At 57.8% G+C, this 13,697-nt stretch carries 16 protein-coding genes; 9 read left to right on the plus strand and 7 right to left on the minus strand.

The window, feature by feature from the left end; genetic code table 11:
• Positions 1-49: 49 nt before the first annotated feature.
• Genes hypE through hypA form a run of 5 tightly spaced genes read right to left on the minus strand, consistent with a single transcriptional unit; the run spans position 50 to position 3,664 of the window.
• Entirely contained in the window at positions 50-1,060 is a 1,011-nt protein-coding gene (gene hypE, locus C813_RS27920) for a hydrogenase expression/formation protein HypE (RefSeq protein WP_017459264.1), read from the minus strand.
• The gene (gene hypD / locus C813_RS27925) at positions 1,057-2,178 is read right to left on the minus strand and encodes a hydrogenase formation protein HypD (RefSeq protein WP_017459265.1); all 1,122 of its coding nucleotides are present in this window, start codon (positions 2,176-2,178) and stop codon (positions 1,057-1,059) included. The genes hypE and hypD overlap by 4 nt, the downstream gene beginning before the upstream one ends.
• Positions 2,178-2,450: a HypC/HybG/HupF family hydrogenase formation chaperone gene (locus C813_RS27930; protein ID WP_017459266.1), complete on the minus strand. Its 273-nt coding sequence runs from the start codon at positions 2,448-2,450 to the stop codon at positions 2,178-2,180. Before C813_RS27930 ends, hypD begins: the two co-directional genes overlap by 1 nt.
• Positions 2,441-3,313, minus strand: a complete 873-nt coding sequence (hypB, locus tag C813_RS27935; RefSeq protein WP_017459267.1) for a hydrogenase nickel incorporation protein HypB — start codon at positions 3,311-3,313, stop codon at positions 2,441-2,443. The genes C813_RS27930 and hypB overlap by 10 nt, the downstream gene beginning before the upstream one ends.
• Before the next feature lie 3 nt (positions 3,314-3,316).
• On the minus strand, positions 3,317-3,664 hold the full coding sequence (gene hypA, locus C813_RS27940) for a hydrogenase maturation nickel metallochaperone HypA (RefSeq protein ID WP_017459268.1): 348 nt from the start codon (positions 3,662-3,664) through the stop codon (positions 3,317-3,319).
• Between the two features lie 200 nt (positions 3,665-3,864).
• Here hypA and hycA point away from each other — a divergent pair, with 200 nt between their 5' ends.
• The 9 genes from hycA to hycI all read left to right on the plus strand — a co-directional run bounded on the left by hycA (position 3,865) and on the right by hycI (position 11,684).
• Positions 3,865-4,332 carry a formate hydrogenlyase regulator HycA gene (gene hycA / locus C813_RS27945; RefSeq protein ID WP_017459269.1) on the plus strand — a complete coding sequence of 156 codons (468 nt, stop codon included), beginning with the start codon at positions 3,865-3,867 and terminating at the stop codon, positions 4,330-4,332.
• A 97-nt stretch (positions 4,333-4,429) separates the two neighbouring features.
• Positions 4,430-5,038: a 4Fe-4S dicluster domain-containing protein gene (locus C813_RS27950; RefSeq protein ID WP_025263866.1), complete on the plus strand. Its 609-nt coding sequence runs from the start codon at positions 4,430-4,432 to the stop codon at positions 5,036-5,038.
• Complete coding sequence (gene hycC / locus C813_RS27955) at positions 5,035-6,849, plus strand: formate hydrogenlyase subunit 3 (protein ID WP_017459271.1); 1,815 nt, start codon at positions 5,035-5,037, stop codon at positions 6,847-6,849. Before C813_RS27950 ends, hycC begins: the two co-directional genes overlap by 4 nt.
• A 2-nt stretch (positions 6,850-6,851) precedes the next feature.
• Positions 6,852-7,778, plus strand: coding sequence for a respiratory chain complex I subunit 1 family protein (locus C813_RS27960; RefSeq protein WP_025263867.1), 927 nt, complete (start codon positions 6,852-6,854; stop codon positions 7,776-7,778).
• A gap of 12 nt (positions 7,779-7,790) precedes the next feature.
• On the plus strand, positions 7,791-9,503 hold the full coding sequence (hycE, locus tag C813_RS27965; protein ID WP_017459273.1) for a formate hydrogenlyase subunit HycE: 1,713 nt from the start codon (positions 7,791-7,793) through the stop codon (positions 9,501-9,503).
• A gap of 16 nt (positions 9,504-9,519) precedes the next feature.
• The gene (locus C813_RS27970) at positions 9,520-10,062 is read left to right on the plus strand and encodes a formate hydrogenlyase complex iron-sulfur subunit (RefSeq protein ID WP_017459274.1); all 543 of its coding nucleotides are present in this window, start codon (positions 9,520-9,522) and stop codon (positions 10,060-10,062) included.
• On the plus strand, positions 10,062-10,826 hold the full coding sequence (locus C813_RS27975) for an NADH-quinone oxidoreductase subunit B family protein (RefSeq protein WP_017459275.1): 765 nt from the start codon (positions 10,062-10,064) through the stop codon (positions 10,824-10,826). The genes C813_RS27970 and C813_RS27975 overlap by 1 nt, the downstream gene beginning before the upstream one ends.
• Positions 10,826-11,236, plus strand: a complete 411-nt coding sequence (locus tag C813_RS27980; protein ID WP_017459276.1) for a formate hydrogenlyase maturation HycH family protein — start codon at positions 10,826-10,828, stop codon at positions 11,234-11,236. Before C813_RS27975 ends, C813_RS27980 begins: the two co-directional genes overlap by 1 nt.
• On the plus strand, positions 11,229-11,684 hold the full coding sequence (hycI, locus tag C813_RS27985) for a hydrogenase maturation peptidase HycI (RefSeq protein WP_017459277.1): 456 nt from the start codon (positions 11,229-11,231) through the stop codon (positions 11,682-11,684). The genes C813_RS27980 and hycI overlap by 8 nt, the downstream gene beginning before the upstream one ends.
• Before the next feature lie 29 nt (positions 11,685-11,713).
• Here hycI and C813_RS27990 read toward each other — a convergent pair whose 3' ends face one another.
• Together C813_RS27990 and C813_RS27995 are read right to left on the minus strand one after the other, a co-directional pair.
• Positions 11,714-12,670, minus strand: a complete 957-nt coding sequence (locus C813_RS27990) for a sensor domain-containing diguanylate cyclase (RefSeq protein WP_017459278.1) — start codon at positions 12,668-12,670, stop codon at positions 11,714-11,716.
• Positions 12,671-12,720: 50 nt separating this feature from the next.
• The gene (locus tag C813_RS27995; protein WP_017459279.1) at positions 12,721-13,641 is read right to left on the minus strand and encodes a LysR family transcriptional regulator; all 921 of its coding nucleotides are present in this window, start codon (positions 13,639-13,641) and stop codon (positions 12,721-12,723) included.
• Positions 13,642-13,697 lie beyond the last annotated feature (56 nt).

A 13,697-nucleotide genomic window follows, 5' to 3' on the forward strand; every position in this document is an offset into this window, starting at 1 on the left:
TTCCAGGAACACACGCTGAAGGTGTGAAAAAAGTAATAAAAATAAAAAGTTAACAAATCCGCGGTAAGGGCTCGGCATGAGGTAAATCCAGCAGGCGCTTCACTCCATAAAGGCCTGTCAGGCGTACACCTTTGCGGTCGACCACTTCGCCAATTATGGCGGCGTCGCGCCCTAACGGGTGAGCGCGTAATTGTGCCAGCGCCTGCTCTGCGGCTTCGCGCTGAACGGCAATCACCAGTTTGCCTTCGTTGGCAAAATTCAGTGCATCCAGCCCCAGCAGTTCACAAACCCCACGTACCGCCGGTTTTACCGGTAAATCTCGTTCATTTAACTCAATGCCGTAACCGCAGGCGGCAGCAAACTCATGTACCACCGCGTTAACGCCGCCGCGCGTGGCGTCGCGCAGGGCTTTTACGCCGGGAAGCTCGCGCAGTTGGCTAATCAACGGCGTCAGCACCGCGCAATCGCTGGTCAGCTCGCCATCCAGCCCTAAGCCTTCACGCAGGTTAAGGATGGTTGCGCCGTGATCGCCCAGGGTGCCGCTTGCCAGCAGCACATCGCCGGGTTGCAGCGATGCTGCTGCCCAGTGAATAGAGGCCGGGATCGCGCCAATGCCGGCGGTATTGATAAACACCTTATCGGCTGCGCCGCGCTGCACCACTTTGGTATCGCCGGTGACAATCGCGATACCGGCGCTGCGGGCGGTATCGGCCATGCTCTCGACAAGCGTTTTCAGTGTGGCTATTGGCAATCCCTCTTCAAGGATAAAGCCGCAGGAGAGAAAGCGTGGTGTTGCGCCGCTCACGGCAATGTCGTTTGCCGTGCCGCATACCGCCAGCTTGCCGATATTGCCGCCGGGAAAGAACAGCGGATCGATAACGTAGCTATCGGTGGAAAACGCCAGCCGATCGCCGCCTGCCGTAAGCTCGGCCAGATTGATACGCGCCTGATCTTCCTGCTCTGCGAGCCAGGGATTGTTGAACGCTTCGAGAAAAAGCTGGCTGATGAGTTGCTGCATAGCCTGGCCGCCGCTGCCGTGCGCCATCTGCACTTCATTCATGCTTCACACTCCTGAGCACGGTATTGATACCAGGCCGCGCAGGCACCTTCTGATGAAACCATCAGTGCGCCAAACGCGCTTTGAGGGTTACAGGTGTTACCGAACAGCGGGCACTGGTGCGGCTTACAGCGGCCAGTCAGCACGTCACCGCAGCGGGCGCGCGGATCGTCATACACTTGCTGTACCGTCGGGCGAAAATGCGCTTCGGCGTCAAAGCGTTGATACGCAGGCGTCAGATGCACGCCGGATTCGCCAATCATGCCCAGGCCGCGCCATTCGCTGTTGCCGCGCACGGTAAATACGTCGGCGATGGCGGCCTGCGCCAGCCGGTTGCCTTCGTCCGGCACTACGCGGCGATACTGGTTTTCCACCTTGCTGTGGGCGGCGATTTTCTGCTCAACCAGCATCACCACGCCCTGCAACAGATCGAGCGGTTCAAAACCGGCGACCACCAGCGGGCGCTGATACGTATCGGCGATAAAGGTGTAGGCGTCAGTGCCGATCACCATGCTGACATGGCCCGGTGCGAGAAACGCGTCGATGCCGTTGTCCGGCTGCTCCAGTAAGCTACGCAACGTTGGAATCAACGTGATGTGCTGGCAGAAAAACCAGAAGTTATCGAGGTTACGGGCTTTTGCCTGCTGCAAGGTAATGGCGGTGGCGGGCATGGTGGTTTCGAACCCCAGACCGAAGAACACCACTTTGCGCTGCGGATTTTTTTCCGCCAGCGCCAGCGCATCCATTGGCGAATAGACAATCCGCACATCCGCGCCGCGCGCTTTTGCCTGCAGCAGCGAGCCGTTTTTCCCCGGCACGCGAATGGCGTCGCCAAAGGTGCAGAAAATCACCTCCGGGTGCTGGGCGATCTCCACGCAGGTATCAATCCGCCCCATCGGTAATACGCAGACCGGGCAACCGGGGCCATGAATAAACTCAATGTTTTCCGGCAGTAACTGGTCGAGGCCAAACTTGAAAATAGCGTGCGTGTGTCCGCCGCACACCTCCATAATGCGCAGCGGGCGCGCGGCGGTGTAAGAGAGGTGCGCAGCCCGTTCACGCAGGTGATCAATCAGTTGCATCACCTGTTCCGGGGCGCGGTATTCGTCGACAAAACGCATTATTTCTCCTCGCCGTAAAGCAGCGCGCCGACATCGGGTTCGACATCGAACATGTTTTGCAGCGCCGCCAGCGTATCCAGCGCCTCTTCTTCGTTAATCACGCTCATGGCGAAACCAACATGCACCAGCACCCACTGGCCGAGGCGCGACTGTCCGTTTTCGTCCGTGCTGCCGACCAGCGTTAAATCGACATCGCGCTGAATGCCGCTGACATCCACTTTGGCTTGCAGGCCATCAATGGCGCAAATTTGCCCCGGTACGCCTATACACATCGTTGTGTCTCCAGCCAGTCAAGCCAGGCGTCCATCCCGTCGCCTTTGGTGGCGGAAATCAACATGATTTCAATGGTTGGGTTCACTTCACGGGCATAAGCGATGCACTGCTCGACATTAAAATCGAGGTAGGGCAGCAAATCCACTTTATTGAGCAGCATTAACGAGGCGGCGGCGAACATATGCGGATATTTCAGCGGCTTGTCTTCGCCTTCTGTTACCGACAACACCGCTACTTTATGACGCTCGCCAAGGTCGAAACCCGCCGGGCACACCAGGTTGCCGACGTTTTCGATAAACAGAATGCCGCGATTTTCCAGCGCCAGGCGCGGTGCGGCGTCGGCAATCATCTGCGCGTCAAGATGGCAGCCTTTACCGGTGTTGACCTGAATCGCCGGGGTGCCGGTGGCGCGAATGCGTGCGGCATCGTTAACCGTTTGCTGATCGCCTTCAATCACTGCACAAGGGACGCGCGTTTTCAGGCGCTTAAGGGTTTCGGTAAGCAGGGTGGTTTTGCCAGAGCCGGGGCTGGAGACCAGGTTAAGCACCAGTTGCTGCGAAGCGGCGAAGCGGGCGCGGTTACGGGCGGCGATTTGGTTATTTTTCTCCAGTACGTCAATCTCCACTTCCACCATCCGGCGCTGGCTCATGCCGGGAGCGTGGGTACCGGCTTCACCGTGGCCATAATGCAGGTCGCCGTGTGCCAGTTGCGTGGGACGAAAATCGTCGGTTTTGATACCGGTGATTTTCATCGCCGGGCGCGCAGCAGGGGAGAACGGCGCACCGCGAAACGCCGAGTGCGGATTATGTTCATCCCCCTCAATATAAAGGTTACCGTCCTGACAACCACATGTTGTACACATTGTTTACTCCTCAATTTCCAGTCGCTGAATTTGCATGCCGTCATCGGCGACAATCTGCAACCGGTCGCTGTGGCACTGCGGGCAGCGGCGCACTCGCTGGGTAAGTAACGTCACATACTGTTGGCAGGACTCGCACCAGCATTCCGCCTGTTGTTGTTCGATGTGCAGTGTACAACCTTCCGCCAGGCTGCCACGGCAAACCAGATCAAAACAAAACGTTAAAGCTTCCGTTTCTACACAAGAAAATGCGCCGACTTTCAGCCACACGCCGGTGACCCGACGCGCGCCGTTTGCTGACGCCTGTTGTTCGATAATTTCCAGCGCACGCTGGCAGAGGGTGATTTCGTGCATAACGCCTCCTGATGACTTTGCGCCCTTAATGCAATAAGAGTGCCATTCCGCGTTATGACACAGTGACGATGTCGACAATGTCGAGATGACACGTCGAAAGTGGGAAGGTTTTGTTTTTATTTTCTTAAAAATCAATAAATTAAATTTTGGCATGGATGATGCTTTACCGCCGTTGTTTTTCATTAACCGGGTAAGCAGACATGACCATTTGGGAAATTAGCGAAAAGGCAGATTACATTGCCGGGCGGCATCACCGCCTGCAGGAAGAGTGGCGTAGCTACTGTAACGCGTTAGTTCAGGGCGTTACGCTCTCCAAAGCGCGGTTGCATCACGCCATCGGCTGTGCGCCGGAACAGCAACTCTGCTTTGTGCTGTTCGAACACTTCACGGTTTATATCACCCTGACCGGCGGCTTTAACGGTCACACCATTGAATATGCGATTGCCAATAAAGAGAGCGATGAGCGACGCGTGATTGCCACAGCGCAGCTCTCCAGCGATGGCAAGGTCGATGGCGCGTTCAGCGTGCGCGATCGCGAAAAAGTGCTGGAGCATTATCTCGGCAAAATCGCCGCCGTTTACGACAACCTGTACGCCGCAATGGAAGCGGATACGCCGGTCAATCTCACCACGCTTGCCAGCCACGCGCACGCGCCTGCGCTGGCCTGAGTTTGGGTGTCGACATGTGTCGAAGTGACACATGGCGCGACACGTTTCGTCATAAATGACCGCCCGTAACCAGGGTGAATCACCTGAGGATTTGCTGGTGAACCGTTTTGTAATTGCCGATTCGGCGTTATGTATTGGGTGCCATACCTGCGAGGCTGCCTGCGCCGAAACGCACCGTGCGCATGGCCTGCAGGCGATGCCCCGGCTGCGCGTGATGCGCAGCGAAAAAGAGTCCGCGCCGCAGCAGTGCCACCACTGTGAAGACGCGCCCTGTGTGGGCGTTTGTCCGGTAAAAGCGATCAACCGTGTTGAAGGCGCGGTGCAGTTAAATGAAAGCCTGTGCGTCAGCTGCAAGCTGTGCGCGATTGCATGTCCTTTCGGCGCGATTGAGTTTTCCGGCAGCCGCCCGCTGGATATTCCCGCCAATGTTAACTCGCCCAAAGCACCCGCCGCGCCGCCTGCACCCGCGCGTGTCAGCACGTTGCTGGATTGGGTGCCCGGTGTGCGGGCCATTGCGGTGAAGTGCGATCTCTGCCACTTCGATGCAGAAGGCCCGGCCTGCGTGCGGATGTGCCCGACCAAAGCACTGCATCTGGTCAATAACCGGGACATCGCCAGAGCCAGCCGTCGCAAACGCGAGCAAACCCTCAACACGGATTACGGCGATTTATCGCTGTATACGCAGCTAAACCGGAGCGCGAAATGACTATCCTCTCTTTGTTAAGCGCTGCTGTCGCGGTGCTCACCTGCGCCGCCATGTTGGCCTATCTGTTTATGCCGTTCAAAGCGTTAAGCGGTCTGTTTGCCGGGCTTGGCGGCGCTATCGGCTGTGCAATGGCGGCAGCCTGCGGCGTGATGGCATTAACCGACGCCGTGACGGTGAGCGGCATGATACCGCTGATTCAGTACCACATTCTGATCACTCCGCTGAGCGCCGTATGGTTGATAACGCTCGGTGTTTGCGGCGGTTTTGTTAGCCTGTACTCCATTTACTGGCATCGTCATGAAGCGGTGAAAGCCAACGGTCTGCTGATGAACTTACTGCTGGTCGCCGCGCTGTGCGCGGTGAGCGCGGCAAACTTCGGCGCGTTGGTGATCATGGCGGAAATTATGGCGCTGAGTGCGGTATTCCTGACCGGCTGTAGCAAATCCGGCAAGCTGTGGTTTGTTATGGGCCGCTGCGGTACGGTGCTGCTGGCGCTGGCCTGCTGGTTGCTGTGGCAGCGTTATCAGACGCTGGATTTTGCACTGCTCGGTACACATGCGCTCGGCAGTGACATCTGGCTGCTCGGCGTGATCGGTTTTGGCCTGCTAGCCGGGATTATTCCGCTGCATGCCTGGGTGCCGCAGGCGCATGCCACTGCACCTGCCCCGGCGGCGGCGCTGTTTTCCACGGTAGTGATGAAAATCGGTTTGTTCGGCATTCTGAGCCTTTCACTGCTCGGCGGCCAACCGCCGCTGTGGTGGGGCGTTGCGCTGCTGGTGTTTGGCATAATTACCGCTTTTGTCGGCGGGCTGTATGCACTGATGGAGCATAATATCCAGCGCCTGTTGGCATACCACACGCTGGAGAACATCGGCATCATTCTGCTCGGTCTGGGCGCTGGCGTCACCGGCCTTGCGCTGCAACAACCTGTTTTGCTGGCGCTGGGGCTGACCGGCGGCCTGTATCACCTTTTCAACCACAGCCTGTTTAAAAGCACGCTGTTCCTCGGTGCGGGTACGCTGTGGTTTGGCACCGGTTATCGCGATATCGAAAAACTGGGCGGCATCGGTAAAAAGATGCCGGTTATCTCGCTGGCAATGCTGGTCGGGCTGATGGCGATGGCGGCGCTGCCACCGCTCAACGGTTTTGCCGGTGAGTGGGTGATTTATCAATCCTTCTTTGGTTTAAGCACCAGCGGCCATTTTCTGCTGCAACTGCTGGGGCCACTGCTGGCGGTTGGCCTGGCAATTACCGGTGCGCTGGCGGTGATGTGCATGGCGAAAGTCTATGGCGTCACATTTCTTGGCTCGCCGCGAAGCGCTCAGGCGGAAAACCCACGTTCTATTCCCTGGTTAATGACTAGTGTGGTCGCCGCGCTGGCCATTTGCTGCGTCATTGGCGGTGTTGCCGCGCCGTGGCTGATGCCGCGCCTGTTTGCCGCCGTACCGTTACCGCTGCAAACGGCGAACACCGTGGTGTCGCAGCCGATGATCGCGCTGTTGCTGATTGCCACGCCGCTGCTGCCGTTACTGCTGATTATGCTGTTTAAAGGCGATCGCCTGCCTGCCCGCCGTCGCGGCAGCGCCTGGGTGTGTGGTTACGATCACGAAGGATCAATGGTGATTACCGCGCATGGTTTCGCCATGCCGGTGAAAGCGGCCTTTGCCCCGGTGCTGAAACTGCGGAAATGGCTGGAGCCCCGGCTTCCTGTTCCCGGCTGGCACGGTGATAGCGCGCCGGTGCTGTTTCGTCGGCTGGCGCTGATTGAGCTGGCGGTGCTGGTGGTAGTGGTGATTTCACGAGGAGCCTGATGATGAGTTTTCTGTTTGCTTTACTCCAGGCGCTGGTGTTGTTTGCCGCAGCGCCGCTGCTTTCCGGCATCAGCCGTGTGGCGCGTGCGCGTTTGCACAACCGGCGCGGGCCGGGCGTGCTGCAGGAATACCGCGATCTGCTGAAACTGCTGGGCCGGCAAAGTATTGCTCCGGCGGCGTCGGGCTGGGTATTTCGCCTGACACCGTTTGTGATGGTGGGCGTCATGTTGACCGTCGCGACCGCGTTACCGGTGGTGACGATTGCCTCGCCGCTGCCGGAACTGGGCGATCTGATCACGCTGATTTATCTGTTCGCCATTGCCCGCTTTTTCTTTGCCATCGCCGGGCTTGATACCGGCAGCCCGTTTACCGGGCTAGGCGCGAGCCGTGAAGCGATGCTCGGCGTGCTGGTCGAGCCGATTTTACTGCTTGGCCTGTGGGTGGCGGCGCTGGTCGCTGGCTCGACACACATTAGCTACATCACCAATACCGTCTATCACTGGCCGCTCTCTCGCAGCATTCCTCTGTTCCTGGCGCTGTGCGCCTGTGCTTTCGCCACCTTTATCGAGATGGGCAAACTGCCGTTTGATCTCGCGGAAGCGGAGCAGGAGTTGCAGGAAGGGCCGCTGTCTGAGTACAGCGGCAGCGGTTTTGCCGTGATGAAGTGGGGCATCAGCTTAAAACAACTGGTGGTGCTGCAACTGTTTGTTGGCGTGTTTCTGCCCTGGGGGCAAATGACCACCTTTAGCGCCACCGGTTTGCTGCTGGCGCTGGTGATTGCTGTGGTGAAACTGGTCGCTGGCGTGCTGATTATCGCCCTGTTTGAGAACAGCATGGCGCGTTTGCGTTTTGTCGCTACGTCACGCGTGACCTGGGCCGGTTTCGGCGTCGCCTTTTTAGCCTTCGTCTCCTTGCTGGCGACGTATTAAGAGAGTTTGAGCATGTCTGAAGAAAAAATCGGTCAACACTATCTTGCCGCCCTGCACGAGAAATTTCCCGGCGTGGTGCTGGATGAAGCGTGGCAGACCAAAGACCAGATTACCATCACCATCAAGGTGAACTACCTGCCGGAAGTCGTCGAGTACCTTTACTACCAGCAGGGTGGCTGGCTTTCCGTCCTGTTTGGTAACGATGAACGTAAGCTGAACGGCCATTTTGCTGTTTATTACGTGCTGTCGATGGAGCAGGGCGTGAAATGCTGGATCACGGTGCGCGTGGAAGTGGATGCGCTGAAACCGGAATATCCTTCCGTAACGCCGCGCGTACCAGCAGCGGTGTGGGGCGAGCGCGAAGTGCGCGACATGTACGGCTTGATCCCGGTGGGCCTGCCGGATGAGCGCCGCCTTGTGCTGCCGGATGACTGGCCGGATGAACTCTACCCGCTGCGTAAAGACAGCATGGACTATCGTCAGCGTCCCGCGCCGACCACCGATGCGGAAACCTACGAGTTTATTAATGAGCTGGGCGATAAGAAAAACAATGTGGTGCCGATTGGCCCGCTGCATGTGACTTCCGACGAACCAGGCCACTTCCGCCTGTTTGTTGACGGCGAGAATATTGTCGATGCCGACTACCGCATGTTTTACGTCCATCGCGGCATGGAGAAGCTGGCGGAAACCCGCATGGGCTACAACGAAGTCACGTTCCTTTCCGATCGCGTCTGCGGCATCTGCGGCTTTGCCCACAGCACGGCCTATACCACGTCGGTAGAAAACGCGATGGGCATTGTCGTGCCGGAACGCGCGCAGATGATCCGCGCCATTTTGCTCGAAGTGGAACGCCTGCACTCCAACTTACTCAACCTTGGCCTGGCCTGCCACTTTGTCGGTTTTGACTCCGGGTTTATGCAGTTTTTCCGCGTGCGCGAAGCCTCCATGAAGATGGCGGAAATCCTCACCGGGGCGCGTAAAACCTACGGCCTGAACCTGATTGGCGGTATCCGCCGCGACATGTTGAAAGACGACATGATCCAGACTCGCCAGCTAGCGCAGCAGATGCGCCGCGATGTCACCGAGCTGGTGGAAATGCTGATGAGCACGCCAAACATTGAGCAGCGCACCGTGGGCATTGGTCGCCTCGACCCGCAAATCGCCCGCGATTTCAGTAACGTTGGTCCGATGGTGCGCGCCAGCGGACACGCCCGCGATACTCGCGCCGACCACCCGTTTGTTGGTTACGGCCTGTTGCCGATGACCGTGCACACTGAACAAGGCTGCGATGTGATTTCACGCCTGAAAGTGCGCATTAATGAAGTGCTGACCGCGCTCAATATGATCGATTACGGTCTCGACAACCTGCCTGGCGGCCCGCTGATGGTGGAAGGTTTTACCTATATTCCGCACCGTTTCGCGCTCGGTTTCTCTGAAGCGCCGCGCGGGGACGATATCCACTGGAGCATGACCGGCGATAACCAGAAACTTTACCGCTGGCGCTGCCGTGCGGCGACGTACGCCAACTGGCCGACGCTGCGCTATATGCTGCGCGGTAACACGGTTTCCGACGCCCCGCTGATCATCGGCAGCCTCGACCCCTGCTACTCCTGCACCGACCGCATGACGGTGGTGGATGTGCGCAAGAAGAAAAGCAAGGTCGTGGCTTATAAAGAGCTGGAGCGTTACGGGGTTGAGCGTAAGAACTCGCCGTTGAAATCATGAGGGGAGAACGGTAGCGATGTTTACCTTTATCAAAAAAGTGATCAAAACCGGTACGGCAACCAGCAATTACCCGCTGACGCCGATGCCGGTCGACAAAAACTTTCGTGGCAAGCCGCAGCACAACCCGCAGCAGTGCATTGGCTGTGCCGCCTGCGTCAACGCCTGTCCGTCGAATGCGCTGTCGGTAGAAACCGATCTCGCCACCGGCGAGCTGGCATGGCAATTCAATCTGGGGCGCTGCATCTTCTGCGCCCGTTGCGAAGAAGTGTGCCCGACGGCCGCTATCAAACTTTCGCAGGAGTATGAACTGGCGGTATGGAACAAAGCTGATTTCCTGCAACAGTCGCGCTTTGAACTGTGCCAGTGCCGCGAATGCGCCCGGCCATTCGCAGTGCAAAAAGAGATCGACTACGCCATTGCGCTGCTGGCACATAACGGTGATAGCCGGGCAGAGCTGCATCGTGAAAGTTTTGAAACCTGCCCGGAGTGTAAGCGCCAGAAGTGTTTGGTGCCGTCCGATCGCATTGAATTGACCCGCCATATGAGAGAGGCCAGCTAATGAGCCAGCTGTTAGGTCCGCGCGATGCGGACGGTATTCCGGTACCGATGACGGTGGAGGAGTCCATCGCCAGCATGAAAGCCTCGCTGCTGAATAAGATCAAACGATCCGCCTATGTCTACCGGGTGGATTGCGGCGGTTGCAACGGCTGCGAAATCGAGATTTTTGCCACGCTTTCGCCGCTGTTCGACGCTGAACGCTTTGGTATCAAAGTGGTTCCGTCACCGCGTCATGCCGATATTCTGCTGTTTACCGGGGCGGTAACCCGCGCGATGCGATCGCCTGCGCTGCGTGCCTGGCAATCTGCGCCGGATCCCAAAATCTGTATCTCCTACGGCGCGTGCGGCAATAGCGGTGGTATCTTCCACGACCTGTACTGCGTGTGGGGCGGCACCGACAAAATTGTGCCGGTGGATGTCTATATTCCCGGCTGCCCGCCAACGCCCGCGGCCACGTTGTATGGTTTCGCCATGGCGCTGGGCTTGCTGGAGCAGAAAATCCATGCTCGTTTGCCTGGTGAGCAGGACGACCAGCCGGCCGAGATTTTGCACCCGGCGATGGTGCAGCCGCTGCGCGTGAAAGTCGATCGCACCGCGCGTCGGCTGGCGGGTTACCGCTACGGCCGCCAGATTGCCGATGACTATCTGCGTTTGCGCAGTGTCGGCGAACATGAAGTGGTTAACTGGCTGGCGCAGGAGAACGATCCGCGCCTGACCGAGATTGTCAGCCATCTGAACCAGGTGGTGCAGGAGGCGAAAATCTGATGGGCGAATCGGTGGTCTTTAGCCAGTTGCGGCGTAAATTTATCGACGAGAACGACGCGACGCCCGCACAGGCGCAGCAAGTGGTTTATTACAGCCTGGCTATCGGCCACCATTTGGGGGTGATCGACTGCCTGGAAACGGCGCTCTCCTGCCCGTGGGAGGATTACCTGGCGTGGATCGCCACGCTGGAGGTGGGCAGTGAAGCGCGGCGCAAAATGGAAGGCGTACCGCGCTACGGCGAAATTGTTATCGACAGCACGCACGTGATGCTGCTGGCAAACGCGTTTGATCGGGCGCAGGTGCGGCAAAATGCGCAGCAACTCGCCTGGAGCAAAGCGCTGTTGTCGATGCTGCATGATATCCATCAGGAAAGCGCCATCTATTTAATGGTGAGGAGATTACGTGACTGACGTATTGCTGTGTGTGGGCAACAGTATGATGGGCGACGATGGCGCTGGCCCGTTGCTGGCGCAAATGTGCGCCGAAAACCCGCAGGGTAACTGGCAGGTGATTGACGGTGGCAGCGCGCCGGAAAACGATGTGGTGGCGATTCGTGAACTGAAACCCTCACGGCTGCTGATTGTCGATGCGACCGATATGGGGCTCAACCCCGGCGATATCCGCGTAGTGGACCCGGATGACATTGCCGAAATGTTCCTGATGACCACCCACAATATGCCGCTCAACTACCTGATTGATCAGTTGAAAGAGGATATCGGTGAGGTGATTTTTCTCGGCATTCAGCCGGATATTGTCGGGTTTTACTATCCGATGACGCCGCCGGTAAAAGCTGCGGTGGAATGTATCTACCAGCGGCTGGCGGGCTGGGAAGGTAATGGCGGTTTCGACAATCTATAAATGGTGCGCCGGTTGCCCGGCGCAGTCATTTAACGACGACGTTTTTCCGCGTACATCACTTTGTCGCAATCTTCCAGCATGTCGCGCAGCGTGGCGTATCGACTGCCGCCGTTTTCGATAATGCCGTGCGAATAATTGATGTGGTAATTCTTACCGGACAGATGATCGATGGCGTCCATCCGCGATTGCAGATCGAATAAAAACGCATCCACGTCATTCACGGCGAGATTTCCCAGCAGCACCGCAAACTCCCCGCCGCCGAGACGCGCGGCAATATCCTGCTCTTTCAGGCATTTCGTCAGGTTGCTGGCGAAGATTTTTACCACCTCATCGCCCTCTTTACTGCCCAGCAACTCATTAATGGCTTTCAGATTATCAATGCTGAAATAGAGCAGGCTGAAGGGTTTTTTATGCTCTTTTAGCCACGCGAAGCGCTTCTCACCGGTGCGGTAAAAACCGCGATTGTTTGGCATCCCGGTCAGGCTGTCGGTCATCGCCATGCTGAGAATCAAAAACTCATCTTCCACGATGGCGGCGAAGTCGAGCAGGGTGTTGATTTCCGCACTGGAAAACGGGCGCGGATAGGTGTCGATAATACAAATTGTCCCGGCTATCGCACCGTCTGGCAGGCGCACCGGGCAGCCAGCGTAAAAGCGCACCCAGGGCTCACCAACGACAAACGGGTTATCGGCAAAACGCGGATCGGCGAGGGTATCTTTCACAATAAAAGTCCCCTCTTCGAGGATGGCATGAGCGCAAAAGGAGAGATTGCGCGGTGTTTCGTGAGTATCGACACCGCTGCGCGACAGCAACCACTGGCGATCGCGATCGAGCAGGCTGATGACCGCGATCGGTACGTCAAAGGTGGTCTTCGCCGTACGGGTTAACCGGTCAAAGCGCTCATCATCCTTTTTATCAAGCAAATCCATCATATATAGCGACTTCAGCCGCTCGATTTCATTGACTGGCATGGCCGGAAAGATCATAGCTCATCCTCGCTCTGTTCTGTTTCCTAAAGTGTAGACAGTTCTTCTGATCATCGCGTTATATATCCGTAACTTGCCTGTGCGCGCACAAAATCGATAAACGCCTGTAAAGGCGCAGGAATTAGCCGTCGGGAGTTGTAATAGAGATACGGGCCGTTAAACGACAGCCACCAGGGTTCCAGCACCGGTATCAGTTCGCCGCGGTCAATCGGCGAGCGCAGCCACTCTTCAAACAGATAAATAATGCCGCTTCCGGCAATAGCGGCTTGCACGGCCAGATCCATTGCCGCGCCGACGCTAACCACTAAGGTGCCGTTGACCTGAACGCGCAATGTTTCGCCATCGCGCTCGAACTCCCACTCCGGCATCACGCCGCTGGCGTAGCGGCCGCGAATGCAGTTGTGGGCAATCAGATCGCGTGGATGTTGCGGTATGCCATGTTGTTGCAGGTAATGAGGGGAGGCGGCGGCGACAAAACGCTGGCGGCGCGGGCCGATGGGCAGCGCGACCATATCCTGCTCCAGACATTCGTCATAGCGGATACCGGCATCACAGCTGTCGCGAAAGACATCCTGCACGTTACTTTCGGCAACGATTTCCAGCTGGATATCCGGATAGTGCGCCAGAAAGGCGGGAACGATGGCGGGCAGCACCAGCCGGGCGGCGCTGACCGGCACGTTCAGGCGCAGCGTACCGCTGGGTGTTGAGCGGTAACGGTTAATGGCGTCGAGCGCCGCGTCCACTTCGCTCATCGCTGGTTGCAGCCGCTCCATCAGCGCTTTACCCGCATCGGTTAGCGCCACGGTGCGGGTGGTGCGGTTAAACAGGCGCACGCCGAGCTGCTGTTCAGCGCGGCGCACCGCATCACTCAGGCGGGAAGGATTGGTGCCGGTGACGCGTGCGGCTTCGCGAAAGCCCCCGGCGTTGGCGACAGCCACAATGGCGTTCAGCAGGGCGAAGTCCAGCTTCATTGTTCGGTTAACCGTACAGTGTGTATGAATTTCAGCGGATTGTTGCACAGCAACGA

It is taken from the genome of Kosakonia sacchari SP1, assembly GCF_000300455.3.
Classification (GTDB): Bacteria; Pseudomonadota; Gammaproteobacteria; order Enterobacterales; family Enterobacteriaceae; genus Kosakonia; species Kosakonia sacchari.

Coding starts and splice junctions, on each gene's coding strand:
- hypE (WP_017459264.1), bottom strand. CDS start 1,060: ATGAATGAAGTGCAGATGGCGCACGGCAGCGGCGGCCAGGCTATGCAG.
- hypD (WP_017459265.1), bottom strand. CDS start 2,178: ATGCGTTTTGTCGACGAATACCGCGCCCCGGAACAGGTGATGCAACTG.
- C813_RS27930 (WP_017459266.1), bottom strand. CDS start 2,450: ATGTGTATAGGCGTACCGGGGCAAATTTGCGCCATTGATGGCCTGCAA.
- hypB (WP_017459267.1), bottom strand. CDS start 3,313: ATGTGTACAACATGTGGTTGTCAGGACGGTAACCTTTATATTGAGGGG.
- hypA (WP_017459268.1), bottom strand. CDS start 3,664: ATGCACGAAATCACCCTCTGCCAGCGTGCGCTGGAAATTATCGAACAA.
- hycA (WP_017459269.1), top strand. CDS start 3,865: ATGACCATTTGGGAAATTAGCGAAAAGGCAGATTACATTGCCGGGCGG.
- hycC (WP_017459271.1), top strand. CDS start 5,035: ATGACTATCCTCTCTTTGTTAAGCGCTGCTGTCGCGGTGCTCACCTGC.
- C813_RS27960 (WP_025263867.1), top strand. CDS start 6,852: ATGAGTTTTCTGTTTGCTTTACTCCAGGCGCTGGTGTTGTTTGCCGCA.
- hycE (WP_017459273.1), top strand. CDS start 7,791: ATGTCTGAAGAAAAAATCGGTCAACACTATCTTGCCGCCCTGCACGAG.
- C813_RS27970 (WP_017459274.1), top strand. CDS start 9,520: ATGTTTACCTTTATCAAAAAAGTGATCAAAACCGGTACGGCAACCAGC.
- C813_RS27975 (WP_017459275.1), top strand. CDS start 10,062: ATGAGCCAGCTGTTAGGTCCGCGCGATGCGGACGGTATTCCGGTACCG.
- C813_RS27980 (WP_017459276.1), top strand. CDS start 10,826: ATGGGCGAATCGGTGGTCTTTAGCCAGTTGCGGCGTAAATTTATCGAC.
- C813_RS27990 (WP_017459278.1), bottom strand. CDS start 12,670: ATGATCTTTCCGGCCATGCCAGTCAATGAAATCGAGCGGCTGAAGTCG.
- C813_RS27995 (WP_017459279.1), bottom strand. CDS start 13,641: ATGAAGCTGGACTTCGCCCTGCTGAACGCCATTGTGGCTGTCGCCAAC.